At 38.3% G+C, this 26,398-nt stretch carries 25 protein-coding genes and 1 tRNA gene; 15 read left to right on the forward strand and 11 right to left on the reverse strand.

Features of this window, described 5'->3' with window-relative positions:
• Positions 1-16 precede the first annotated feature (16 nt).
• From yccS to mtgA, 4 genes are read left to right on the forward strand one after another with little or no spacing between them, the layout of a single operon-like run.
• A complete protein-coding gene (gene yccS / locus O1Q81_RS08210; RefSeq protein ID WP_386696997.1) occupies positions 17-2,182 on the forward strand; it encodes a YccS family putative transporter in 2,166 nt (721 codons plus the stop codon).
• The gene (locus tag O1Q81_RS08215) at positions 2,163-4,190 is read left to right on the forward strand and encodes a transglycosylase SLT domain-containing protein (protein WP_386696999.1); all 2,028 of its coding nucleotides are present in this window, start codon (positions 2,163-2,165) and stop codon (positions 4,188-4,190) included. Before yccS ends, O1Q81_RS08215 begins: the two co-directional genes overlap by 20 nt.
• 32 nt (positions 4,191-4,222) lie before the next feature.
• Complete coding sequence (gene trpR / locus O1Q81_RS08220; protein ID WP_386686793.1) at positions 4,223-4,528, forward strand: trp operon repressor; 306 nt, start codon at positions 4,223-4,225, stop codon at positions 4,526-4,528.
• 40 nt (positions 4,529-4,568) lie between these two features.
• Complete coding sequence (gene mtgA, locus O1Q81_RS08225; protein ID WP_386698629.1) at positions 4,569-5,273, forward strand: monofunctional biosynthetic peptidoglycan transglycosylase; 705 nt, start codon at positions 4,569-4,571, stop codon at positions 5,271-5,273.
• 52 nt (positions 5,274-5,325) lie between these two features.
• Here mtgA and O1Q81_RS08230 read toward each other — a convergent pair whose 3' ends face one another.
• Both O1Q81_RS08230 and rnhA read right to left on the reverse strand, forming a co-directional pair.
• A complete protein-coding gene (locus O1Q81_RS08230; protein WP_386686795.1) occupies positions 5,326-5,805 on the reverse strand; it encodes a Dps family protein in 480 nt (159 codons plus the stop codon).
• Between the two features lie 141 nt (positions 5,806-5,946).
• A complete protein-coding gene (rnhA, locus tag O1Q81_RS08235; protein WP_386697001.1) occupies positions 5,947-6,408 on the reverse strand; it encodes a ribonuclease HI in 462 nt (153 codons plus the stop codon).
• 74 nt (positions 6,409-6,482) lie between these two features.
• On the opposite strand from rnhA, the gene dnaQ reads away from it, so the two are divergent.
• From dnaQ to der, 5 genes are all read left to right on the forward strand, one after another.
• Complete coding sequence (gene dnaQ, locus O1Q81_RS08240) at positions 6,483-7,265, forward strand: DNA polymerase III subunit epsilon (RefSeq protein WP_386694330.1); 783 nt, start codon at positions 6,483-6,485, stop codon at positions 7,263-7,265.
• A 77-nt stretch (positions 7,266-7,342) separates the two neighbouring features.
• Positions 7,343-7,419 (forward strand) — tRNA-Asp (locus O1Q81_RS08245).
• A 121-nt stretch (positions 7,420-7,540) separates the two neighbouring features.
• Positions 7,541-7,792, forward strand: coding sequence for a type II toxin-antitoxin system RelE/ParE family toxin (locus O1Q81_RS08250; RefSeq protein ID WP_386697003.1), 252 nt, complete (start codon positions 7,541-7,543; stop codon positions 7,790-7,792).
• Positions 7,776-8,129 (forward strand): helix-turn-helix domain-containing protein, encoded by a 354-nt coding sequence (locus tag O1Q81_RS08255; RefSeq protein WP_386686803.1) that lies wholly within the window; start codon positions 7,776-7,778, stop codon positions 8,127-8,129. The genes O1Q81_RS08250 and O1Q81_RS08255 overlap by 17 nt, the downstream gene beginning before the upstream one ends.
• A gap of 25 nt (positions 8,130-8,154) precedes the next feature.
• Positions 8,155-9,696 carry a ribosome biogenesis GTPase Der gene (gene der / locus O1Q81_RS08260; RefSeq protein WP_386697006.1) on the forward strand — a complete coding sequence of 514 codons (1,542 nt, stop codon included), beginning with the start codon at positions 8,155-8,157 and terminating at the stop codon, positions 9,694-9,696.
• A 77-nt stretch (positions 9,697-9,773) separates the two neighbouring features.
• On the opposite strand, the gene O1Q81_RS08265 is transcribed toward der, so the two are convergent.
• From O1Q81_RS08265 to O1Q81_RS08300, 8 genes are all read right to left on the reverse strand, one after another.
• Complete coding sequence (locus O1Q81_RS08265; protein WP_386698631.1) at positions 9,774-10,355, reverse strand: restriction endonuclease subunit S; 582 nt, start codon at positions 10,353-10,355, stop codon at positions 9,774-9,776.
• Positions 10,333-13,584, reverse strand: coding sequence for an N-6 DNA methylase (locus tag O1Q81_RS08270; protein ID WP_386697010.1), 3,252 nt, complete (start codon positions 13,582-13,584; stop codon positions 10,333-10,335). Before O1Q81_RS08270 ends, O1Q81_RS08265 begins: the two co-directional genes overlap by 23 nt.
• 195 nt (positions 13,585-13,779) lie before the next feature.
• On the reverse strand, positions 13,780-14,952 hold the full coding sequence (locus O1Q81_RS08275) for a sugar transporter (RefSeq protein WP_386697013.1): 1,173 nt from the start codon (positions 14,950-14,952) through the stop codon (positions 13,780-13,782).
• Entirely contained in the window at positions 14,952-16,274 is a 1,323-nt protein-coding gene (locus O1Q81_RS08280; RefSeq protein WP_386697015.1) for a hypothetical protein, read from the reverse strand. The genes O1Q81_RS08275 and O1Q81_RS08280 overlap by 1 nt, the downstream gene beginning before the upstream one ends.
• 3 nt (positions 16,275-16,277) lie before the next feature.
• Positions 16,278-16,862, reverse strand: a complete 585-nt coding sequence (dcd, locus tag O1Q81_RS08285; RefSeq protein WP_386694361.1) for a dCTP deaminase — start codon at positions 16,860-16,862, stop codon at positions 16,278-16,280.
• 13 nt (positions 16,863-16,875) lie between these two features.
• The gene (udk, locus tag O1Q81_RS08290) at positions 16,876-17,517 is read right to left on the reverse strand and encodes a uridine kinase (RefSeq protein ID WP_386697017.1); all 642 of its coding nucleotides are present in this window, start codon (positions 17,515-17,517) and stop codon (positions 16,876-16,878) included.
• Positions 17,518-17,546: 29 nt separating this feature from the next.
• A complete protein-coding gene (locus tag O1Q81_RS08295) occupies positions 17,547-17,969 on the reverse strand; it encodes a type II toxin-antitoxin system HigA family antitoxin (protein ID WP_386697019.1) in 423 nt (140 codons plus the stop codon).
• Positions 17,970-17,971: 2 nt separating this feature from the next.
• Entirely contained in the window at positions 17,972-18,277 is a 306-nt protein-coding gene (locus tag O1Q81_RS08300) for a type II toxin-antitoxin system HigB family toxin (protein WP_386686846.1), read from the reverse strand.
• A gap of 187 nt (positions 18,278-18,464) precedes the next feature.
• Here O1Q81_RS08300 and O1Q81_RS08305 point away from each other — a divergent pair, with 187 nt between their 5' ends.
• From O1Q81_RS08305 to fbpC, 3 genes are all read left to right on the forward strand, one after another.
• A complete protein-coding gene (locus O1Q81_RS08305; RefSeq protein WP_386692760.1) occupies positions 18,465-19,505 on the forward strand; it encodes an ABC transporter substrate-binding protein in 1,041 nt (346 codons plus the stop codon).
• A gap of 96 nt (positions 19,506-19,601) precedes the next feature.
• Complete coding sequence (locus O1Q81_RS08310) at positions 19,602-21,659, forward strand: ABC transporter permease (protein WP_386697021.1); 2,058 nt, start codon at positions 19,602-19,604, stop codon at positions 21,657-21,659.
• A 13-nt stretch (positions 21,660-21,672) separates the two neighbouring features.
• Complete coding sequence (gene fbpC / locus O1Q81_RS08315) at positions 21,673-22,722, forward strand: ferric ABC transporter ATP-binding protein (protein WP_386698633.1); 1,050 nt, start codon at positions 21,673-21,675, stop codon at positions 22,720-22,722.
• 124 nt (positions 22,723-22,846) lie between these two features.
• Here fbpC and rsmC read toward each other — a convergent pair whose 3' ends face one another.
• Complete coding sequence (rsmC, locus tag O1Q81_RS08320) at positions 22,847-23,848, reverse strand: 16S rRNA (guanine(1207)-N(2))-methyltransferase RsmC (protein ID WP_386697023.1); 1,002 nt, start codon at positions 23,846-23,848, stop codon at positions 22,847-22,849.
• Between the two features lie 104 nt (positions 23,849-23,952).
• Between rsmC and O1Q81_RS08325 the strand changes: the two genes are divergently transcribed.
• From O1Q81_RS08325 to sodC, 3 genes are all read left to right on the forward strand, one after another.
• On the forward strand, positions 23,953-24,363 hold the full coding sequence (locus O1Q81_RS08325; protein WP_386690262.1) for a DNA polymerase III subunit psi: 411 nt from the start codon (positions 23,953-23,955) through the stop codon (positions 24,361-24,363).
• 12 nt (positions 24,364-24,375) lie between these two features.
• Positions 24,376-25,635: a glutamate-5-semialdehyde dehydrogenase gene (gene proA / locus O1Q81_RS08330; RefSeq protein WP_386697026.1), complete on the forward strand. Its 1,260-nt coding sequence runs from the start codon at positions 24,376-24,378 to the stop codon at positions 25,633-25,635.
• A gap of 149 nt (positions 25,636-25,784) precedes the next feature.
• A complete protein-coding gene (sodC, locus tag O1Q81_RS08335; protein ID WP_386697029.1) occupies positions 25,785-26,351 on the forward strand; it encodes a superoxide dismutase [Cu-Zn] SodC in 567 nt (188 codons plus the stop codon).
• The last annotated feature ends 47 nt before the right edge of the window (positions 26,352-26,398 follow it).

Consider the following 26,398-nt stretch of genomic DNA (forward strand, 5'->3'; position numbering starts at 1 on the left):
AGGATAATGCTAGACAATGTTGATTAAACTTAACAGCAAAATCATCAGCGTATTACCGATTGCTATTGCCGTCAATATTGCTTGTGTACTCATTTGGTTATTAAATATTACCGATCAAAGTATGCCATTAATATTAGGGGTTATCGCTGCCAGTTTAGTGGATTTAGATCACCGTTTATCTGGACGGTTAAAAAATATTTTTTATACTGTTATTGCCTTTTCCATTTCGTCTTTAGTGACACAATATTTTCTCAATCAAGGCATTTGGTTTGTATTGGCAATGACTGGCATGACGTTTCTTTTCACCATGGTTGGGGCTGTCGGACAGCGTTACAGCACTATTGCCTTTGGCACTTTGGTCGTTTCGCTTTATACCACGCTCGCCTATTTGCCTGATACCCCTTGGTATATTAATCCGCTGATGATTTTATCAGGCACGCTGTTATATAGCTTCATCACCGTCACCGTGCATTTATGTTTTCCGAACCGTCCGCTCCAAGAAAAAATCAGCCGTGCATTTGTCGCATTGGCGGATTATTTAGATGCCAAATCAGTATTTTTCGATCCTGATGATGTGGAACAACTTTCACAGAAACAGTTGACCCTAGCAATGAAAAATAGCCAAGTCATCAATGTGTTTAACGAATGTCGTACGGCATTATTTTATCGTATGCAAGATAATAACCGTTATTCTTACACCAGTAAAATGTGCCGTTATTATATGTCAGCACAGGATATTCACGAGAAAGCTAATTCAAGCCATTTTGACTATAAAACATTAGCAACCCAGCTGAAAAATTCCGATCTCATTTTTCGTATTCAACGTTTATTAGAATTACAAGCTCAAGCCTGTCGCGATATTGCTCAACAGTTACAAAAAAATCAGGATTTTCAACCGCACTTTCGTTTAGAACGTGCGATTTCAGGGATCAGTCAATCCTTTGAACTTTACAGCCAACAACACTCTGCAAGCCCCGAATTAGTACATATTAAAACCTTGCTAGATAATTTACGCAATATTCATTGCCAGTTGCAATCCTTATCCCAACCAATTCATGAACCCGAACAGCGAACTATTTACAGCGAAAATATCACGGGTTTAGGCAAAATTTTGCAACGTATCGGGCAACATTTTACCTTTCAATCGCCCCTTTTTCGTCATGCTATGCGACTCTCTTTAGTGGTGTTAATTTGCTGTTCTTTAGTAGAATATTTTCATCTGCAAACGGACCGTGGCTACTGGATTTTGCTGACTATTATTTTTGTCTGCCAACCCAATTATTCCGCCACCAAATTACGCTTAAAACAACGGATTATCGGCACTATTTTGGGGGTAATTGTCGGCTCCTTACTGCCTTATATGACATCCACACTTGAAGCCAAACTTGCCGTCGTGGTAATTGCGAGTACGCTGTTTTATTTTTTCCGCAGTAATAATTACAGCTATTCTACCTTTTTTATCACCATTCAAGTATTAGCCAGCTTTGATATTATGGGCTTTGATATTTACGCCGCCCTATTACCACGCTTAATAGATACCTTAATCGGCACTGCATTAGCTTGGTTTGCGGTAAGCTATTTATGGTCTGACTGGAAATATTTGCAATTAAACAACGTTATCAGCCAATTAATGAAAAGTAATGCTAACTATTTATTATATATTATCAGTCACTTACAATTTGGCAAAGGCGATGATCTGAAATACCGCATTGTTCGCCGTCATGCTCATGACAATGCTACCCAGTTAAGCAGCACCATCAGTAATATGAATAACGAGCCGAAAAAATATGCTCAACATTTACAACAAGGCTTCGAATTATTGAAATTAAACACCGCACTTTTAGGCTATATTTCCGCTTTAGGGGCATATCGTGAGCAAATGCAAAAACTCACACAAGATGTCTATTTTTTAAGTGAATTTTATCCTATTGCCAAGAAAATTATTGAATTATTAGACAAGATGACGACATTAAGTGCGGTGCAATTTGATGACCTTTTTCAGCAAATTAATATCAGCATTAAAAATAGCCTTGAACAAAATGATCTGCTTAGTTCAGTGTTTAATATGCCAATGCAACAGCTTAATTTAATTGCTCAACTTTTGCCGTCACTTTATGCTGCCATACCACAAACAGCAACCCAAACAATACAGGATAATAAACATGAAATCATCTCTGCTTAAATTCACTTTATTGGGTCTATTTTTCGCTTTACCTAGTGTTGCTAATACACCAGATTTACAGAAACAACGTGAGATTTACCGTAAAATCAGCGAAATGTTGGCGATCTCACAAAGTCAGCCTACGCAACAGTTAGCCAATCAATTATTGCAACAAATTCCAAATTATCCGCTGGTTTCCTATGCCGAATACCAGTTACTCAATGCCAACAAAAGCCAATTAACCTTGCAGCAAATTGAAGATTATCAAGCACATCAGCCTAACCCAAACTTTGCCAATCGACTTAAAATAGAATGGCTAAAACAACGTGTTACTCAGCAAGACTGGGCAACAATCACTGCTAATTCAACGAAATTACCGCAAGATACCGCAACGCAATGTATTGTATTACAAGCAGAACAGGCTCAAGCTAAACAGAAAGCCATTGACGAAAAAACACAGCAAAAAAACACCGCAGTTTTGCCACCAAATAAACTAGAGCAACTCTGGCTCACGGGTAAAAGTTTACCAAGCCAATGTGATCCCTTACTTGCTCAATGGCAAGCTCAAGGCGGTTTAACTCCAGATTTAGCCAAACAACGGGCTGTACTGGCATTTGAACAAGGTAATGGTAATTTGCTGAAACATTTACAACAGCAATTAACGGATAATACCAATAAACAATGGATAGCAAGTTTATTCGCACTACTTAATAATCCACTCAATTTAACCAATCACAATTCCGATTTTGCAGTGGTAAAATTAACTAAAACTGATTCCCTAGATCGCCGTATTTTATTGGCGATTATGCCTGCTTATATTAAAAAATTAAATGAAAATCAAATCGATCCCATTAAGCATTTTACAGAATTAGAACAGTGGGCGAAAGATTTTCAACTCACGCAAAGCCAATTAACTGAATGGAAATCGCTTTATTTAGCCCAATTTTTTGATAGTGAAAATCCTGCCGTTCAACAATGGCGAGATGAACAATTAACTCAATTAAAAGATGATAAACTCATTGAACGCCGTATTCGGCTAGCAATACGAGAAAAAGCCAAATTCAAAAACTGGCTCGATTTACTTTCTGAACAAACTCAACAAAAAGAAGAATGGCAATACTGGATTGCTCAATCTGCACCGAAAACCAAAAAACAACAGATTTTAACCGCACTTTCTACTCAACGTAGCTTTTATGCCATGTTAGCCGCCAAAGATCTAGGCGTGGTTTATCAGCCTAAAATGCTTGAAATTAAAACATCTGGCGTAGAAAACTCGGATAAAAAAACCGTAGAACAGCGTTTTGCTCAGATTTTAGCTCGTATTACCGAATTACGTTATTTTAATGATGATGCCAATATGAATAGCGAATGGACGAATCTGTTAAACGGCTTAACACAACCCGAGCAAATTTCTCTAGCGGATTATGCTAATAAACAAGGTTGGTATGATCTCAGTGTAGAAGCCACCATTCAAGCGAAGGCTTGGGGTTATTTGTCTTTACGTTTACCCAATGCTTACACAGAATGGTTTGATTTACATCTCACTGGCAAAAAAATTCAGCGGACTTTTGCCATGGCAATCGCTCGCCAAGAAAGTGCTTTCAAACCCAAAGTCAGTTCAAGTGCCAATGCTCGGGGCTTGATGCAGTTATTGCCAAGTACGGCGAAACTTACCGCTCAACAATCCCAACTTCCCTATAATAATGAACAACAACTATTTGAGCCGTTTTACAATATCATGCTAGGCACTGCTCATTTACAGCAACTTTATGATAAATATGGAAATAATCGTATTTTGATTGCAGCTGCTTATAATGCGGGGGCAAACCGTGTGGATAGCTGGCTAAAAAAAGCCAACGGCACGCTTACCATGGCGGAATTTGTGGCATCTATTCCTTTTTATGAAACTAGGGGGTATGTACAAAATGTATTGGCTTACGACAGCTATTACCAGATTTTACAGCAACAACCACAATATTTATTTTCCCTAAAATTATTTACCAAAGCAGAGAAAGATCGTTTATACTAATCTGCACTAGTTCAATAGTATGGGAGTAAAAAATGTATATTAGTCGTAATATGGATCAATGGACAACATTTATTGAAACTCTGAAATCTGCTGTGGCACAAGGCAAGGAACAGGATCTTCTCACCTTATTGCTTACCGCAGATGAACGCGATGCGGTGGGTTTACGGTTGCAAATCGTTGCTCAATTATTGGATAAAAATATCCCCCAACGAGAAATTCAACAAAATCTCAACACCAGTGCTGCAACCATCACTCGTGGTTCAAATATGTTAAAATTAATGGATCAAGATTTTTTAGACTGGGTGAAAACACAAATTGATGAAAAAAATCCTGCATAAATTATTTTCCTTAAAAAACAACCGCACCAACCATCGTACTATGGCAACATCATTGCCTTTATGTTTAAATAAGTGCGGTGCTTTTTTATGGCGTTTTTTACTCGGTTTTCTGTTACTCACATTAGTATTGCGATTCGTCCCAGTTCCACTGTCTGCCTATATGCTCCAACAAAAACTTGGGCATCTTTTACACCTTGATTTTGATTACGATATTCAGCACCACTGGGTCAGCCTTGATGAGATTTCGTCCAATATGCAATTAGCTGTGATCGCTGCCGAAGATCAACATTTTCCCAATCACTATGGCTTTGACCTAGATGCCATTGAGAAAGCCTTTAATCATAACCAAACATCACAAAAAATTCGCGGTGCATCTACTATTTCCCAACAAACGGCTAAAAATCTGTATTTATGGCATGGACAAAGTTGGCTTCGTAAAGGCTTAGAAGTGCCAATTACCTTAACATTAGAAACTCTTTGGTCAAAAAAACGTATTTTAGAAGTTTATTTAAATATCGCTGAATTTGGCTATGGTATTTTTGGGGTGGAAGCTGCTAGTCAATATTATTTTAAAAAGCCTGCGAAAAAATTGACTAAAGAAGAAGCCGCATTGTTAGCCGCCGTTTTGCCGAATCCAATCAGTTTCAAAGTACTAAAACCAGGGCGAATAACTAAACGCAAACAAGCATGGATTTTACGCCAGATGAATTTGCTAGGGAAGGATTATTTGAAAAAATTGGATTAAAAAAAAGTACGCTATTTTCCATCGTACTTTTTTCATTAATAAATTGATTTAATTAAGCATTGCAACTTTCGCAAGCGGCTTTTAACATCCAAATGGTTTTTTCTTGACCGCTGATGTAATCACCCATTAAAGCGGCTGTACCTTCATCATCAGATTCACTTGCAAGTGCCAACACTTCACGTTGTTGTTGTAACAAGGTTTGAAAACCCTTTAAGGTGCCTTGTAAAGTGTCTTGAGCAGAACTTGCATTTTTGTGTTCTTGAATACGTGATTTGCTTAAATATTCACTGAAAGCGTGAACTGGTGTATAGCCTAATGTTAAAATACGTTCTGCGATTTCATCTACTTTTTCTACTAAATCATCGTAGTATTCTTCAAATTTTTCGTGTAATGAGAAAAATTGAACACCTTTGATATTCCAGTGATAACCACGTACATTCATATAGAATACTTGGTAAGTAGCTAATAAGTTATTTAATTCTTCGGCAATTTTTTGTGATGATGCTTGGTTTAAACCGATACTATTTGTCATAACATTTTCCTTCTGTTTGGTTAATCATATTGTTTTGATGGGTTTATTATAGGCTTGATTGATAGGTATAACAAATCAATTTCTCGAATTGATTCAATTTATTTTAACTATCAAGTATAAAAAATTAATCGTTAATTTTTATCAATCTTGATAACCCACATCTTCCAAAGTTGGATTTTCCGCCCCAAATCTTGCTAATTCATCACAAATTTCATTTTCTCGATGCCCTGCATGCCCTTTTACCCATAGCCATTGAATTTGATGACGTTGAATTTCTTGATCCAACTGTATCCATAAATCCTTATTTTTCACTGGTTTACCTGTACTCGCTTTCCAATTATTTTTTTTCCAAGTAAAAATCCATTCGGTAATCCCCTTTCTCATATATTGGCTATCACTTGCAATAGTCACGTTACAAGGTTCTTTCAAACTTGCTAAAGCCTCAATCACTGCCCACAATTCCATACGGTTATTGGTGGTTTTAAAATAACCTTTAGAAAGGGTTTTCTCATGCTGTTTATAACGCAATAAAACGCCAATTCCTCCAGCTCCAGGATTACCTAAACAGGAACCATCAGTAAAAATTTCAATTTGTTTTTGCATAAATCTGTTAAAATAACTCAAAATAAAAAACTGCGGTGAATATTACCGCACTTTTCAGTAAAGATATAGAAATTATGACAATTAATATTGATACCAATCGCCAAATTGTACTGGATACGGAAACCACGGGAATGAATCAATTTGGAGCGCATTATGAAGGGCATTGTATTATTGAAATCGGTGCTGTGGAAATGATTAATCGCCGTTATACTGGACGGAAATTACATTTATATATTAAACCCGATCGTCCAGTGGATCCCGATGCCATTAAAGTTCACGGCATTACCGATGAAATGTTAATGGATAAACCAAATTTCACTGCGGTTGCTCAAGAATTTATTGATTTTATTAGCGGTGCCGAATTGCTGATTCATAACGCTCCCTTTGATGTCGGCTTTATGGATTATGAATTTCGTAAACATAATTTTAATGTGAAAACAGATGAAATTTGCCTTGTTACTGATACCTTACAACTCGCTCGTCAGCAATATCCAGGAAAACGTAATAGCTTAGATGCCTTATGCGATCGTTTAAATATTGATAACAGTAAACGTACGTTACATGGAGCGTTACTGGATGCGGAAATTCTTGGTGATGTTTACCTTGCAATGACAGGAGGACAAAAAAACCTGTTTGATGATATGGAAAATGACAACGGTATAAACACTCTCAGCACAATACAACAAACACAAAGTGCGGTGAATTTTACGCAAGATTTACCCGTTTTGACCCTAACAGAAGATGAAATTCAAGCTCATCAAAATTATATTAAGCTGATTAATAAAAAAAGCAAAGATAATTGCCTTTGGGTCAAACGATTAAACCCAACCCTTGAAAATATAGAAACCGTGCATTAATTAAGCAAGCAAATCAAAGATTACAAAAAAGAGTTGACGGAAAATTCATTTGCTATTATTATGCGTTTCACCAATGCGGAGTGGTAGTTCAGCTGGTTAGAATACCTGCCTGTCACGCAGGGGGTCGCGGGTTCGAGTCCCGTCCATTCCGCCAATTTATTTTAAGCACCTAAGTTTTTTTAGGTGCTTTTTTATTGCCATGCAACATAAATAAACTTATATTTTTCTTTATTTAACTTATAAAAGGAGAGATAATATAAGAAATAAAAGAAAATATGAATAAAATAATTTTTCAACCAAAAGCCATTAAACAATTAAGAAAAATTCCACAAGCCATAGATATTTATGATAAATGCGAAACATTGAAAGATTTTCCCAACTGCCCCAATATCAAGGCATTGAAAAATCATAAATATCAATATCGTTTTAGAGTGGAAAATTATAGAGTACTTTTCAATTTCAAAAACGGCATAATGAATATCATCTCAATTGAAGAGGTTAAAAAGCGTGATGACAACACTTACTAATGTACAAATTTTAAATGATAACAATGGATTACCCGCTTATGCAGTGTTGCCATTTACTGTATTTGAATGGCTAAAAGAAAAAGCGAATCTAACACAGGATATTAATGAAGATTCAGGTGTTCCCTATGAAGTTGTAGGATTAGCGTTAAAACAAGATCTTTCTGCAGTTAGAGCATGGCGTGAATATTTAGGATTGACACAAGCTGAAATGGCGAAACGGCTACAAATTTCACAATCCGCTTATTCTCAACACGAAAAAGCCAGCAAATTACGCAAAACAACCAGAGAAAAAATTGCTCAAGCGTTCGGTATTCGTGCAGAACAATTGGATTTTTAAATTATCAAATAAATTTAAGGTTTCTATGACAACAGATATTACCCAATCTACTCCAGTCGTTGCCCTAGTCGGTCGCCCGAACGTGGGCAAATCAACTCTATTTAACCGTTTAACTCGCACCCGTGATGCCTTGGTAGCGGATTTTCCAGGTTTAACTCGAGATCGCAAATACGGGCAAGCCAATGTAGCTGGTTACGATTTTATTGTTATCGACACTGGTGGTATCGATGGCACGGAAGAAGGTGTAGAAGAAAAAATGGCAGAACAATCTTTACTTGCCATTGAAGAAGCAGATGTTGTGCTGTTCCTTGTAGATGCTCGTGCTGGCTTAACCCCAGCAGATATTGGGATTGCCAACTATTTACGCCAACGCCAAAATAAAACTACCGTGGTTGTAGCAAACAAAACTGATGGACTTGATGCAGATTCCCATTGTGCGGAATTTTATCAACTCGGCTTAGGTGAAATTGCTCAAATCGCTGCATCACAAGGGCGTGGTGTGACCCAATTAATTGAAGACGTGCTTGCCCCTTTTGCGGCACAATTTAACACCGCAGAAAGTGCGGTGAAAAATGATGAAGATTCTGATACAGAGCAAGACGAATGGGATCAAGAGTTTGATTTTTCTGATGAAAATGACACCGCACTTTTAGATGAGGCCCTTGAAGAAGAAAGCGAGCAACCTGAAAATAAAAATATCAAAATCGCCATTGTCGGTCGTCCAAATGTAGGCAAATCTACACTAACTAACCGTATTTTAGGCGAAGATCGAGTCGTGGTTTACGATTTACCAGGTACTACAAGAGATAGTATTTATATTCCCATGGAGCGTGACGGGCAACATTACACCATTATCGACACCGCTGGCGTACGCAAACGTGGCAAAGTGCATTTAACCGTAGAAAAATTCTCGGTGATCAAAACCTTACAAGCTATTCAAGATGCCAATGTAGTGTTACTCACCATTGATGCCAGAGAGGGGATTTCTGTTCAAGACTTATCCTTACTTGGCTTTATTTTAAACGCTGGACGTTCACTGGTGATCGTGGTGAATAAGTGGGACGGCTTAGATCAAGAAGTCAAAGATCGGGTCAAATCCGAACTGGATCGCCGTTTAGATTTTATTGACTTCGCCCGAGTACATTTTATCTCCGCCTTACACGGCAGTGGCGTAGGCAATTTATTTGAATCAGTACAAGAAGCCTATGCTTGTGCTACCCAGAAAATGACCACTTCCCTACTCACTCGTATTTTACAAATGGCAACGGAAGAACACCAACCACCACTCGCCAATGGTCGCCGTATTAAACTCAAATACGCTCACCCTGGTGGCTACAATCCACCAATTATTGTGGTACACGGCAACCAAATGGATAAACTGGCTGACAGTTACAAACGCTATTTATCCAACTATTACCGCCGTAGCCTAAAAATTATCGGCAGCCCAATTCGAATTCAATTCCAAGAGGGCAATAACCCTTTTGCAGGCAAACGTAATATGCTAACGCCTACACAGTTACGCAAACGGAAACGATTGATGAAGTTTATTAAGAAATCGAAAAGGTAGGGAAAAAGTGCGGTGTAAAAAATTGACGTTTTTTACACCGCAATTTTATCCTTGATAGTATCGGAATAGATTAAAATTTACAAATACTTCTCCAAAATCCCCTTTTTCTTCTCTGCCGTGCTTGCAATCACTTGCTCAGCTTCACGGATTTTATCTTCGTATTCGCTGATTTGGGCGACGATGGATTGTTGGGTTTCGATTGGCATTACGGTAAACATAAAATTCTCAATGTCTGTTTTGTTAATGCTTGGGTATTGCCCTTTTGGCATTGCGTGTTCCATTTGTTGCATCATATTTTTAGAATACATAAAGGTATAAAACACCATTTTATCTAACAATACATCGGTATTTTTACTATTCAAAATCGCAAAACCTGTTGAGAAAATACCATTTTCAATTTCTTTTTCAACATAGGCAAAACCTTTCAAATTTGGTCTAACAGTTGAAATAATCGTTGAACCTGTTTTTGCTAAGCGTCTTGCTCTTGACGGTAAATTTTTACCAATGATTGATTGTTCAATACTAAATTTACCTGTGCCATTTTCAACCGCTTCAATATCAATATAACGATATTCAGTTTCCAAATTTGGTGTAATAGAATATTGATTGATTTCGCATAACTCATTGATTTTAAAGTTATTTACCCCCCGATACGGAATTTTTCACCACTTCTAAATCATCAAAAATCTGGGCGATTTTTTGGCGGTAGGTTTCTATTGCCATTCGGCTGGTTTCGTATTCATCATCTACCTTTTTACATTCATCAATAATCTTTTGTTGAATATCTAAGGGCGGTAGGGGGATTTTAGTTTCTACATAACGATTTAAATCCAAATTTTTCAATCCACTCGCACCATTTTGTAAATCAAAAGTGTAACCCTGCTGATAAAAATCATTTAAATAAATATGCAAAAATTTAGGTAATAAACTCGGATTATTTACTCGTAATCTAGTGGTGAAATTTGAATATGCGTAATCTTCATTAGTTTCTAAATCAAATAAAACAACACGACCAACTGCTTGTGTTTCACTGCCACCTGATTTTTCAATGATAATATCGCCATTTAATAATTTGCGTTTATTAAAAGCATTTACTTCAACTTCAATTTCAGCCACATTATCTAATTTCAATTCGCCCTTCATTGTGAAATTTGTATTTCTGATAACTTTAACCGTTTTAAAAGGGGGCTTTTCACCAGTCCATAAACCGCCTAGTGTTTCTATATAATCAGCTAATTTCACCAGCGGAAACTTACTCACAATCTCCACTTTCTTCACACTGGTGCGAATAGTTTTATTAAAACTGCTTAGACTAAAATCCAACATATCTGCTGTATTTACATAATAAGCATATTCGCTTAAATCTCTGATAATTTCCGGCAGCCTGAAACGCTCGCTTGGGTAAAACATTTCACGGATATAATGAGCAAGCGTATTTTCGGCAAAGCGGTTTTTGTCGTCATACAGCTTTCCGCCTGCCTGACTAATTTGAATACCTTCATTTCGGTTTCCATTACCCCAACTATAACCCAAAAACTCTTTTTGCTTATCGTTGTTGCTTGGGGCGTTAATAATCAGCGTATTATGCTGATAAGTTAGGGCAAAATAGCGGATTTTTTCTTGTTCTAACTCGGCAAAAAGATTTAGGGCTTTTTGAGCTTTGAGTTCGTTGATTTCATCAGGCGTTTTGTTTTTTTCTTCGCTTTTATTCAGTTTTATTTTCGCCAAAATATCGCTAAATTGAGTTTGCAAATATTCGCTTTGCAGTGCGTTTATTTGCGAAAAGTCCGCAGATTGTAACCGCACTTGGTCGTATTCGTCTTGGGGCACACCTATTTGCTGTAAATAAGCCTGATACACGGCATTATCATTCCACGCTGTTAAATCATCTTTACTCAAAATGGCGTTGGCAATATCAAGGGCTAAACGCTCTTTTTTCGGCGGATAAGGCATTTTTTCTAAAAATAAAACACTTGTAACCGTTGTTGTTTTAGCAAATGTTTTACTTTGGAAATTCACAATCGCACGAATATAAAACTGATTTAAAATCAATTCTCTTGCAGCAGTATAACTACGTTGTTTATGAGTTAAAACTGTTTGCTTCAAAATCACCGCACCGACACCGCCAGATTTTAACAACTGCCCAATGCGTTCACAAAACAACACTTCAATCTCGCCACCGTTATTGCTGATGCTGTCCAATAATTGCAAGTCGTTGTTTTTGAGTTTTAAATGCCCTTTAAAGGCTTGCACCGAATAAGGCGGATTAGCCACCAAAATATCAAATTGTTCGTTAGCAATGCCTTTGCCATTATCCAAACCATCACCAAAAATAATATTGCTTTCGCCAGCCCCATTCATAAACATAGACACCTTGGACACACGTGCCAAACGGTAATCTTTTTCTATGCCGAAAATGGCATCTCTTGCCCAGTCGTTGCTTTCTTTTTCTTTGGGCTTGGCAGCGTTAATGGCTTCTACCGCTTCGGTCAAAAAATGCCCTGAACCGCAAGCATAATCAATCACTTTGGGGTAGGCTTGATTATTTTTTGCGATGATTTTGTGTAATGGCAAACTGTCCCAAATAAAACGAGTAATCGGCTGTGGCGTGAAAAATTGCCCTTCGTTTTGTTTAAAGCCTTTGTTCAATAATTGCTCAAACAAATCGCCCAAAAACTGGTGTTTTGCCCCATAGACAATTTTATATTTTTCAAACAGTTGCACCATTTCCACTAAAATTTTACCGTTTTGCAAAAATAATTCTTCATTATGCACATCTTTAAATGCAAAATCGCTGTTGCTGTAAAATTTTAATTTGCGAATGGTTTCTTTTAGGTCGTTAATTGCTTCTTTGCGATTTTTGCCTTGATATTGTTCAAATAAGCGTTCGGCATAGTTTAAAGGCGTGTAATAAATTTCTTCGCCCATAAATTCTTGCATTCCTTGCACATAAAGCTGTTGCAGGCGGTCTTGCAAGGTTTCGTAGGTGTCTTGCCCTACTTTATATTGAAAATCTATCTCTGTATTGTCGTCCTTATTGCTTTCGTCCACTAGTTTGGTAATAAATAGGGCAATCAAGCGGTTAAAGGCGTTTTCTTTATCGGACACGGCATTGTGGCGTAAGATTTCTTCAAACTGATTGATGATTTTGTCGTCAGGATTAAACTCTTGCAGGTCTTTTTTGCGTAAGGGGGCAATGCCGATGTTGTACGCCGTGCTGTCTTCGCCAAAAATCAAACCTTGGTGTAATTGTTGTAAATAAGTTTTGCTCCAAACTTGGTGTAGTTTGGGGGCATTATGGGCGTTGGCATAAAGTAAAATGCTGTCATCATTTTTTGCCACGCTTAACAGGTTGGCATCATCTTGGCAGTTGATAATATCGTTTTTGTAAATAATTTCGCCGTTTTCGCTAATATCAGACGCGTACAAGCTCAGCCATTTTACGCTTTTATCCTGTTGCCAATAGCTGAATAATTGACCGCCGTCATTTTGCAGAATTTTTAAGGCATTATTGTATTCATGTCCAAAGGTTTTGCACTCTATAATCATCAGGATACGCTTGTCGTCATCGGCATACACAGTAATATCCGCACGCCCACTTTTTTGCGTATGACCCAATGACCACTGTTTTTCTAATTCAATATGGCGTAGTTGATAGCCTTTTTCCAATAAACGATGGACGCATTCAAACACGACAAAATTTTCAGGGTCGGAGAAGTTGCAGGTTTGGCGTTGGTTGATGATTAAGTCATCAGGATAAATCAGTTCTTTTTTGTCAAAATCCGCTTGCAGTTGCACACCGTTGGCAAAGGTTTTAGTATAAATGTTGCCATTTTTGGCGAAGTTTAGGGCAGTAAGCAATTGAGAAAAATTCGTAAATTTTAGCATTCCAGTCTCTTAAATCGGGCGATAATATTGGCATTTATTCTAACAAAATGCAGGGAAAAATTATAGCGAAGTTTGTTGATAAAAATTTTACCACTATGGCAGAAAATCAATCAATTCATTTAGAATAATTACCATAAAAAGTTTCAAGTATAATTGAAACTTTTTATATTTTAACGTAAGGTTTACATTATAAATTTAACGCTGACGATATTTCAACCAACTCAACACAAAAACTAAAACAGCCCCTCCACCAACAGCCGATCCTACAAACCCAATATTCGCTAAACCCCAGTGTTGCATGACTTGATTACCCACTAATGCCCCTGCACCAATCCCAATATTATAAATGCCAGAGAAAATGGAGGTAGCAACATCAGTGGCATCGGGGGCTAACTGCAATACTCGCATTTGTAAGCCCAAAGTCATGGCGGAGATACCGATGCCCCAGATGAAGATTTGCACGAACAGCAAGGTGACATGATCGCTCACAAGGTAAAAGGTGAACAATGAGCCGGTGATAATGGCGAGTGCCACAATCACAAAACCCGTTGGGAAAAAGCGATAAAGGCGGCTGAATAAGAAGCTGGCGGTAAATCCTGCTACGCCAAAAACCAGCAAAATCAGGGTGGCTGTATTTTCACTTAACTGGCTAATATTCATCACAAAAGGTTCAATATAACTATAAGCGGTAAAATGGGCGGTAACAATCAACATCACCACAATATAGGTAGCGATTAATAACGGACGTTTTGCCAATAATGGTAAACTCGACAATGAACCAGCATTGCGACTCGGTAAACGTGGTAACAAATTTGCTAGAATCAGCATGATCGCAAACGCCACCACACCAAGCACCGCAAAAGTCGCTCGCCAACCTAACCATTGACCAATAATTCGCCCTATTGGTAAGCCTAATACCATTGCCATGGCAGATCCCATGGCGATCATGCCTAAGGCTTGTGTTTGCTTGCCTTTTGGTGCGACTCGCATTGCCATTGCCACCGAAATTGACCAGAAAATCGCATGAGCAAAAGCAATGCCCATACGAGCCAATAATAGTACCCAATAATTCCATGCCAATACCGATAATAGATGGCTTGACACAAATAAAATAAAGACTTTAAGCAATAAACCACGACGTTCTAATTTCGCTGTTGCCAACATTAACGGCAAAGATGCCAAGGATACAATCCAAGCATAAACCGTAATCATCAACCCCGTTTCTGCTACGTCCATGGCAAAACTGTTGGCAATGTCCGATAGCAGTGCGACTGGTACAAATTCGGTGGTATTAAACACAAAAGCGGCAAATGCCATGGCTACCACACGCAAAGAAGCTACGCGGTCTATTTTTTTCGCATCTAACATTATTTTAATTTCTCTTTAATAAAATTCTTTAACTGATCGCGAAAACTGCGGTTGATTTCCACTTTATATTCAGGTGATTGACAACTGCCAAAGAATCGCACAGGCAAGGCTAACGCTTGATAACGCTGGTCATTCACCGCAATATTAGCACGGAAATCACAGCGATTTTGGGTTAAATCCACCATACCTTGGCTTTGTAAAATAAAATAGCGGTGTTGTAACTTCGCTTCATCAACCTGAATAAAAGTAGGTTGCCAGTGAAATTTAGCTTGAGCCACATCAAAATTGGTATCCATATTTTTAGCCGTTTCATCAAAATTAATCGGGGTATATTGACTGATTAATTGCAACACATTCAAGCCTTTCACTTTGCCGTCTGTAACATCTATCTCAACATCGCCCTGTTTTGGCATTATCTCATCGGAAAATAACCGCATTTCTACATTGGCATTGCCGCTGACTAATTCAGCAATATTAAAGGCTGTTAGCCAACTTTCTAGGGGTAATTGCGTGCCTGTTACCGTCCAAACATAGCTATCTTGCTGTTGGTTTAAATTTAATGACAATGCCGTATTTTGTGCCTGTTGAGAAACTTGCACTGATACCGATAAATCCGTTTGAGCATCGACTTCTGCTTGGATTTCGTCTAATTTAATCTGATTAAATACAGGGTGAACAAAGGTGGCAATATAATGATTCGGAGTAAAAATCAAGAAACCTTGCTCGGCTTGTAACGCCAATTTGTTTTGGTTAAACAAGCGTTTATTGCTTAATACGAGCTGGCTATCTAATGCTGCAAACTGAATTTTATTCAAAGCAACGGCAAATTGTGATTTAAGTTTAATTTGGTCATTTTGTGCCGTTTCCGCCGATAAATCTATATTTACCCTAGGTAATGTTACATGATTGGAATGAAAAGATTTCAACCAAACGGATAAATCCTGTAAAGAAAGGGGAAAATCAGGACGGAGATCCACTTGTAGCTCAGTTAAATCAGGAATCGTTGAATCTGTATAGAACACTTGCCCTTGAGTTAGATGGAAAGATTGTAAATTCATTTCCCCTTGTAACAAATACCACAAGTTTAATTCAGCACGCAAGGATTGAGCGACAAGTCGTTTATTTTCAGCAAAAACATAATGTACATCGTTTAATTCCACCATTACAGGCGGGAAAAGACGAAATTCAATTTTGCTGGTTTTCACCGCATTTTCTGCCAAAAGTGCGGTGAATTTTTGCTCTATTTTACCTTTCTGTACATAAAGAAAGGCGATAAATGCAAAAATAACAATAAAAAGCACCGCACTTATTTTTTTTAGCATTGATTATTTATCCTGATTAATTCGGCTCGCCACCGCACTTTGTTGGTGTTTATATTTAGCATCTTCACGGCTAGTGTAAGGACGAGCCGCATTACCGCTCAAAATTTCAAAACTCAACGCCCCGATAATCATATTCGGACGCAACGCCAACGGTAATTTGCCCGAATTATAAAATTCCAACACAATTTTGCCTTCCCAACCAGGATCAATACGATGTGCGGTAACATGTACCATTAAGCCTAAACGCGCCAAAGAAGAACGCCCATCAAGCCAGCCAATCACATTAGCAGGCAATTTCACACTCTCTAAAGTCGTGGCTAACGCAAGCACACCTGGGTGCAAATAAAAGGCTTCATTATTGCCGATAATAATTTCATCGCTCATCACTAAATCTAATTGTGCCGCCACGGCTTCCTTTGGACCGCTGACATCAATAAAAGGCGCACTGTGTTCACGAAATACACGGAAAGAATTGCCCAACCGCACATCAATGGTTGCCCCGTTAATTTTGCTATTATCAGGTCGAGGCGTTAGGGAAATAATGCCTTCATCTAAATATTTTTCAATATCGGTATCACATAATCTCATTTTTTGCACGCCCCTATTTACCTAATAAATTTAAAATTTGAGCCTTTAACATATTAATAGCTATACGATTCTTACCACCACGCGGAATCACGACATCAGCATATTGTTTAGACGGCTCAATAAATTGTAAAAACATCGGTCTAACTGTGGCACGATATTGCTCAATCACCGACTCCATCGACCGCCCACGTTCCACCATATCACGCTGTAAACGGCGAATAAAACAAATATCTAATGGCGTATCGATAAACACCGACATGGCTAATTCCTTACGTACATTTTCATCAGTAAGCAATAAAATCCCTTCTAAAATCACGATTTTTTTCGGGGTGAAATGGGTGACTTTATCGGTGCGAGTATGCTCCACATAACTATAAACAGGAATATCGACAGATTGACCTGATTTTAAGGCTTTTAAGTGGCTAACTAATAATTCTCTATCCATAGAATTTGGATGATCATAATTGGTTTTTATACGGGTTTCAAAATCCAAATGACTTTGATCTTTGTAATAACTATCTTCGGCAATAATGCCAATATCCTCACAGCCTAATTCTTCACATAACTCACGATGAACCGTGGAAGCAATTAGACTTTTACCTGATGCGGAGGCTCCCGCAATGGCGATAATGATACAGCTTAAATTTTTAGACATATCCTGTTCTCGCTAATAAATGGTTTATTCTATGCCAATGCCGATGTCAAAGGCATATCAAGTGTTGATTTAAGTGCTGGCGATTTCTCTATGGAATAATCATCTACCAGCAGATCAAGGGGAATATGTAATCCTTGATTGAGTTTTCTGATCATATCCAGTGTAAGCTTTCTTTTGTAATTTAAAATTTCAGATACACGAGAAAGTGAACCTAAATACAACGTCATATCTTTCGGGGTTAACTGATTTTGTTCCATCACAAACTTAATGGCTCTCACGGGATCAGTTTTTACTGTTGGATATTTTTCCGATTCGTAATGTTTGATTAACAAGGAAAGTAATTCGAATTCCGCAAATTCAGGCGTACCTTGAGTTAAATCCATCTCCGCCAGTGCGGAGATACGCTCCATTGCCTCATTATATTGCGTTCTATTTTTAATCACAGTCCACATGATTATTCTCCTTTTGAGAGTTTGTTAAAATCTTTTTTATCATATTCTGCATGAGTACCAATCCATTTTACGATTAGACTGTTCGCCACATAAACCACTTTCACAAATAATCGATGATGATTGCCATTTATGTTAAAAATACAATGATTTTTAGGTAAAATATCCACGCTTGAAAAGCGGTTTTTCATCTCCTGTGGTGTATTAAAAGTACTGGTTTCCATGGCTAAAATCCAATCTTCAATAGAAGATCGAGCATTAGGATGAAGTTGTGCGTAATCTTCTAATCGTTCTTTACCGAGAATATCCATAAACTCACCCTTTATTTAATTTTGAGTCATTATAACCCACTTCCCAAAATGGGAAAAGTATTATTTTTACAAGGAACATTATTTCTTTCAATTTTCATTTTTGTGATTTATCTCACAGAATCAAATCGTTAAAATCGTTATTATATGAGAGTATTTTAACATTTAATTCAACAAAATGGGGTATCCTATGAAATTCAATAAAATTTCTTTTGCTATTTCCACCGCACTTTTAGGTGCAGGTTTAATGCTATCTACTCAAGCTCTCGCCAAAGGTCGTTTGGTGGTTTATTGTAGTGCGACTAACGAAATGTGCGAAGCAGAAACACAGGCGTTTGGTAAAAAATATGATGTCAAAACGGCTTTTATTCGTAACGGTTCAGGTTCAACTTTTGCGAAAGTAGAAGCGGAAAAAAATAATCCACAAGCCGATGTATGGTACGGCGGTACATTCGATCCACAAGCTCAAGCGGCTGAAATGGGGTTATTAGAACCTTATCAATCTGAACATATCAAAGAGGTAGTTGAGAGATTCCAAGATCCTGCCAAAATTAAAGGGCATTATGTATCTGCTATTTATATGGGAATTTTGGGCTATGGCGTAAATACTGAGCGTTTAAAAAAATTGGGTATTACCGAGGTGCCAAAATGCTGGAAAGATTTAACCGATCCACGTTTAAAAGGTGAAATTCAAATCGCCGATCCACAAAGTTCTGGCACCGCTTACACCGCCATTGCGACCTTTGTGCAACTTTGGGGTGAACAAGGTGCATTTGATTATTTCAAACAATTACACCCAAATATTTCCCAATACACCAAATCAGGTATCACCCCGTCTAACAGTGCTGCTCGTGGTGAAGCAACCATTGGTATCGGTTTCTTACATGATTACGCCGTGCAAAAACAAGCAGGGGCTCCAGTGGAATTGATTGTGCCTTGTGAAGGTACTGGCTATGAATTGGGCGGTTTAAGTATTATCAAAGGTTCAAGAAATATTGACAATGCAAAATTATTTGTCGATTTTGTGCTTTCCAAAGAAGGACAAGAAACCGCTTGGCGTAAAGGTAATTCTCACCAAACTCTCACTAATACTACTGCTGAACAATCTCCAACAGCATTTGATCCAACCAAGTTAAACCTAATCAATTATGATTTTGAGAAATATGGTGATAGTGCTGAACGCAAACGCCTAATTGAAAAATGGGTGCAAGAGGTTAAATTAGCGAAATAAAAAATCTTCTTAAAAAAGAACCGCACTTTTTATTAAAATCGGGGATTAAAGTGCGGTTAAAAAACAAAAATTTTTCCATTCTAATTGCGAGGTTGTATGAATTCCGCAAAAATTCCTTTTACCCAAACAGCTAATTTTTGGCTGTTGTTAGCTTTTATTGCTTTTTTGCTACTGCCATCTCAAGCCTTAGATTATGGCTTACTTGAAAGTACCGATGATGAATTTTATGATGCCATGGGTTGGTCATCATTTAATTTAACTATTTTATGGTTTTTGCCATTAGTTGGCTTTTTAATTATTCCAAAACTAAATTTACCAACAGAAAAGCAAGCCAAAACAGAATTAGCTTTAGTTGCTTTTAACTTTTTATTTTTGTTCATCAGTGCAATGATTTACAAAATATCCATGGGCTACTCTGTGCTTATTCTCATTTGTACGCTTTCCGCTATTGCTACTTTTGCTTTAGCAAAATTGAAAATCATGCAAGGGGATAAATTTATTATTGGTTCAATTTTGGCTATCATCTTATTAATTTTCTTCTTCATTGTGTATCCCACAGTGGCGATTTTCGTATCAATGTTTTATGACGGCGATACTTTTGCACCACAACAAGTATTACGCATTTTAAGCCAAAATTATATTGTGCGAGTAATTGGCAATTCCCTATTATTATCAGGCTTTGTTGGGATAGTTTCTACTATCTTTGGATTAGCATTTGCACTTTACACCACCCGAATTGCCAAACGCACAGCATTTATTGGTAAAATTTTCTCAATTTTACCGATTGTTACACCGCCATTTGTAGTTGGTCTTGGGGTAACCTTAATGCTTGGACGTTCAGGCTATGTGACTGAATTTTTAAACGACTATCTAGGCTTTACTAATCATAACTGGTTATATGGTTTTAACGGTATTGCCATTGCACAGATTTTGGCGTTCGCCCCAATTTCCTTTATGATTTTAGATGGTGCATTGAAATCTATTCACCCGTCTATTGAAGAAGCGTCCTACACTCTACGAGCCAACCGCTATCAAACGTTCTACAATATCATTTTCCCACTGCTCCGCCCTGCCTTGGCGAACTCATTTTTGATTGTATTTATTCAATCCTTGGCGGATTTTAGTAATCCGTTAGTGCTAGGTGGTAGCTTTGATGTGATTGCGACCCAAATTTATTTCTATATTGCAGGTTCACAGTTGGATTATGCTTCGGCAAGTACGCTGGGTTCAATGTTGCTGATTTTTTCCTTGCTGATTTTCGTGGTGCAATATATTTGGATCGGCAACCGTTCCTATGTGACGGTGTCGGGCAAATCCTATCGTGGCGATGTGCAAGATTTGCCACAAGGCTTGAAATGGACAATTATTACCATGTTAGCCTTTTGGATTGTGTTTAATTTGGCATTATACGGCAGTATTTTCTACGGCAGTTTCACCGTCAACTGGGGCGTGGATTACACCTTAACCACCAGAAACTATGCGTTATTATTCGGTCAAGGATTAAGCGATGGGGCGTGGCCATCTCTACTCAATACGATGTTCTACGCAGGTATTGCTGCTCCGCTCACCGCCCTTTTCGGCTTGTTGATTGCCTATATCGTGGTGCGAAAAGATTTCCAAGGCAAAAAAACATTGGAATTTCTCACCATGCTTTGCTTTGCCGTGCCAGGGACGGTGGCAGGGGTGTCTTATATTTTAGCCTTTAACGATGCTCCAATGTATATCACTGGCACCAGCATTATCGTGATTATTTCAATGGTAATGCGTGACTTGCCGATTGGGATGCGTGCCGCTATTGCAGGTTTAGGACAGTTGGATAAATCCCTTGATGAAGCGTCTCTGTCTTTAAAAGGTAGTTCGTTTAAAACCATTTGGTATATTGTATTCCCATTACTTAAACCAGCATTATTGTCCGCTCTGGTCACTAGTTTCGTGCGAGCAATGACTACCGTGAGTGCGATTATTTTCTTAGTCACCGCCGACACCCGAGTAGCAACCGCCTATATTTTAAACCGTGTCGAAGACGGCGAATACGGCATTGCCATTGCTTATGGTTCTATTTTAATCGTGGTGATGATGGCGATTATCTTATTCTTTGACTGGATCGTGGGCGACACTCGCATTTCTCGTTCCAAAGCGAAAAAAATGAATTAATAAAGGTTGTAAAATTATGAGTCAAGATTTCTTAGTATTAAAAAATATCACTAAAGCCTTTGGCAAAGCGGTTGTCATTGATAATTTAGATTTAACCATTAAACGTGGCACAATGGTGACATTACTTGGTCCATCTGGTTGCGGTAAAACTACCGTGTTGCGGTTAGTGGCAGGATTAGAAAACCCGACTTCTGGGCAAATTTTTATTGATGGCGAAGATGTGACAAAATCGTCCATCCAAAATCGGGATATTTGTATTGTGTTTCAATCCTATGCGTTATTTCCGCATATGTCTATCGGTGATAACGTGGGTTATGGCTTGCGGATGCAGGGCGTAAGCGGTGAAGAACGTAAACAACGAGTCAAAGAAGCCTTGGAATTGGTGGACTTGGCAGGTTTTGAAGATCGCTTTGTAGATCAAATTTCAGGCGGTCAACAACAACGTGTTGCCTTGGCACGTGCCTTAGTATTAAAGCCCAAAGTGTTGTTATTTGATGAGCCGTTAAGTAACTTAGATGCCAATTTACGCCGTTCTATGCGGGAAAAAATCCGTGAATTACAACAAAGTTTAGGCATTACGTCCCTTTATGTCACCCACGATCAAACCGAAGCCTTTGCAGTGTCAGACGAAGTGATCGTAATGCACAAAGGCAAAATTATGCAAAAAGCCCCAGCCAAAGAGCTGTATTTACGTCCTAATTCGCTATTTTTAGCCAACTTTATGGGCGAAAGCAGTATTTTTGACGGTTCAGTATCACAAAATCAAGTAACGATTAACGGCTATCAATTCCATTTGCCAAACGCTGCTCAATTTGGTTTGCCCGATGGTAGTTGTTTGGTGGGTGTACGTCCTGAAGCTATCCGCTTAAAACACCAAGGCGAAGCCAGTCAACAATGCCAGATTAAAACTGCGGTGTATATGGGTAATCATTGGGAAATTGTAGCAGATTGGGGAGGTAAGGATTTGTTGGTGAATTGTAATCCTGAAGATTTTGACCCGAATGCGGAAAGTGCATTTGTGCATTTGAGTGAGCATGGGGTGTTTTTGTTGAGGAAAGAATAAATGTGTTCCGCCCTGCACTAGCGTACAGGGCTAAGCAAATGACGATGCTCCGCATCTTAGTATAAAAAAGCTACGGCGTAGCGTAACCATGCTTAACCCCGTACGAGAGTACGGGGCTAAACCATCACAAACTCACCGAATACACCTTAAACTTCCCCGTCTTCGCCAACACCTGATGCCGACCAAAATACCGATCCAATAAATCCGCATACGGCAAAAACGCATTTGCTACAATTCTCAATTCTCCACCTGCTTTTAAATGTTGTTTTGCTTGTTCAATTAAGGTTGTTACCGCCTGATATGCCGTATCAATGCCATCATGAAATGGAGGGTTAGAAATAATCAAATCAAATTTACCTTGAATATGAGAAAATACATCACTCGCCATCACTTCACCAGCCAAGCCATTTTCATCTAACGTCCGTTTAGCCGAAGCAATCGCCATCGCGTGAATATCACTCATGACTAAATTAATTTGCGGATTATGTTGTTTGATAAAAGCACCAATAACACCAGCCCCACAACCTAAATCCATCACTTCGCCCGAAATTTTCTGATTCAAAGTTGAAAGTAACAAATCTGTTCCCATATCCAGCTCATTCGCACTAAACACCCCTGGTAAACTTTGAATTTTTAGCTCACCTAATTTTGCATTTTGATAAGTTTTCCAATAACTCCCGACATCAAACTGCGGTGCTTTTTGCAAACAAAAATGATAAAGTCCACAACGTCTTGCACTATCAATCTTGCCAATATCGCCAAAAGGTGCGAGGATTTTTTCTACCGAACGCACACCACAACGATTTTCACCAATAATCAAGATTTCTTGATTGAGTGGCGAATGGGCTAATAATTGCATTAACTGAAATTGCACTTCTTGCTTATTCTTGGTCCAATAAAAAACTATCAAATCCGCTTGATCCTGAAAAATTTCGCCAAAATGTACCGCACTTTTGTCTTTTAAGCGGTTCACATAATCAAAATAACAAGACCAAATCTTGACAGATTTTCCTTGCGAACGAATTTGCATTGGAAAATCATCATTGACTCCCCCAGCAAATAAAACAGATTTATGTTCAAAAAAAGCGAGATGACGTTGTAAAACTTGGCTTTCAAGACTAAGCATAGTAATGATCCTATATAAAATTTTCGCTATTATACGCAATCTATTTACGAAACTCTAAAACCTATTTACAATAAAGCTAATTTTTTATTTTTGTGGATACAATTTTGAACCGCCGAGATCTTCTGTTACAACAAATGGGTATTACCCAATGGAAATTACGCCGTCCCGACACGTTAAAAGGGGCGGTATATATTCAAGTAGCTGAACATATCCGTTTGATTATTATTTCAGAAACACCGCTATCAGCTGATGTCGATTTTATACAAGATGTGTTACGAAGTTATCAAATCAAACCAAATGACTGCCTATTTATTGATTTTGATCAGATCTATCATCTCAATCTAACGCAACAGGTAACTTATTGGTTACTCAGTCAAAATCGTGAAAAAATAGACCGCACTTTGCCATTATGTGAACAATCATCTCACTTATGGCAAAGCCCAGATTTAACCACATTAAAACAAGATTCCAAAGCGAAACGCCAACTTTGGCAACAAATTCAAAGCACAAATTAACAGGACAACATAATGACCGATTTAATTGCCATGGGTAAAGCCGCCAAACAAGCCTCTTTTATCCTTTCTCAACTTTCTCAACCACAAAAAAACCATGCCTTATCCTTGATTGCCGATCAGTTAGAACAGCAACAAAATCGCATTCTACAAGCCAATGTACAGGATATTGACAATGCGAAAAAAGCGGGCTTAAGTGAGGCTATTATTGACCGTTTATTGCTCACACCAGAACGCTTAACAGGCATTGCTAATGATGTGCGTCATGTGATTTCGCTCACCGATCCAGTGGGACAATTAATTGATGGTGGCATATTGGATAGTGGTTTAAAACTAGAACGAGTGCGTGTTCCACTCGGCGTGATTGGTACCATTTATGAGGCTCGTCCTAACGTGACGATTGATGTGGCAAGCCTGTGTTTAAAAACGGGGAATGCAGTCATTTTACGTGGCGGGAAAGAAACCCAACATTCTAATAAAGTGCTGGTAGAAGTGGTACAATCTGCCCTTGAACAAGCAGGTTTACCCAAAACTGCGGTACAAGCTATTACGGATCCCAATCGTGATTTAGTGATGCAATTACTCAAACTCGATCGTTATGTGGATATGATTATCCCTCGTGGTGGTGCGGGTTTGCACGAGCTTTGTAAACAACACTCCACCATTCCTGTGATAGTAGGTGGGATTGGTGTTTGTCATACCTTTGTAGAACAAAGTGCGGATCAAAATAAAGCACTTTCTGTGATTGATAATGCCAAAACTCAACGTCCTAGCACCTGTAATACATTAGAAACCTTGTTAGTACAAGAAAGCATTGCTAGCCAATTTTTACCTAAATTGGCAGCACATTTAAAAGCTAAACAGGTAAAATTTCACGCTGATTCCACCGCACTTTCTATTTTACAACAAGCAGGAGCAGACGTGGTGGCTGTGCAAGATCAAGAATTACGCCAAGAATGGTTATCCAAAGATTTAAACGTGGTGATCGTGAAAGATATTGAACAAGCCATTAATCATATTCGTGAATATGGTAGCCAACATTCCGAAGCTATTTTGACTGAATCACAAAAACTGGCTCAACACTTTGTAGCACAGGTCGATGCGGCAGCAGTGTACATTAATGCCAGTACCAGATTTACTGACGGTGGTCAATTTGGTTTAGGGGCAGAAGTCGCCGTAAGCACACAAAAATTACATGCTCGAGGTCCAATGGGGTTAGAAGCATTGACGACTTATAAATGGGTGGCGACTGGGGATTATGTATCAAGAGCATAATTTGCCATTTTCTACTCATTTTCCATTAAAAATTATTTAGATTTGCATAATTAACTTGGTTTGTATATTATTGGACGAAGAAAATGATATGGATTTCATTGTCGTTTTCTATTACTTTACACTAAATAATTATTCATTTGAGGTAAGTTATGAAGAAAACATTATTAGCTTTAAGTTTAGCGACTTTTATTTTACCAATAGCAGCACATTCTCACGATCATGAGTCTGGGCATCAGGTTAAAGATAAAAACGCATTAACCATAGAAATGGAATTACTCGATCCAGTAAATGGAAATAAACCTCTTGGACATGTCTATGTGACAGAATCCAAATACGGTTTAGTGTTTACTCCAGAATTAAAAGGTCTGACCGCTGGTTTACACGGTTTCCATATTCACGAAAACCCTAGTTGTGCACCGAAAGAGAAAGACGGTAAATTAACCGCTGGTTTAGGGGCAGGTGGTCACTGGGATCCACATCACACAAAAAATCATGGTTTTCCATGGTCTGATGAAGCACATCTAGGTGATTTGCCCGCACTATATACCGATATGGAAGGGAACGCCAATAATCCTGTATTGGCTCCACGCATCAAAACTCTAGCCGAAATCAAAGGTCATTCATTAATGATTCACGTAGGCAGTGATAATCATTCAGACCACCCAGCACCATTGGGCGGTGGCGGAGCAAGAATGGCTTGCGGAGTAATTAAATAACAAAATCATTAGTTATTGAAAATAGAAAAGTGCAGTCGATTTCGGCT

Origin of the sequence: Lonepinella sp. MS14436, assembly GCF_042470565.1 — a bacterium.
GTDB lineage: Bacteria > Pseudomonadota > Gammaproteobacteria > Enterobacterales > Pasteurellaceae > Lonepinella.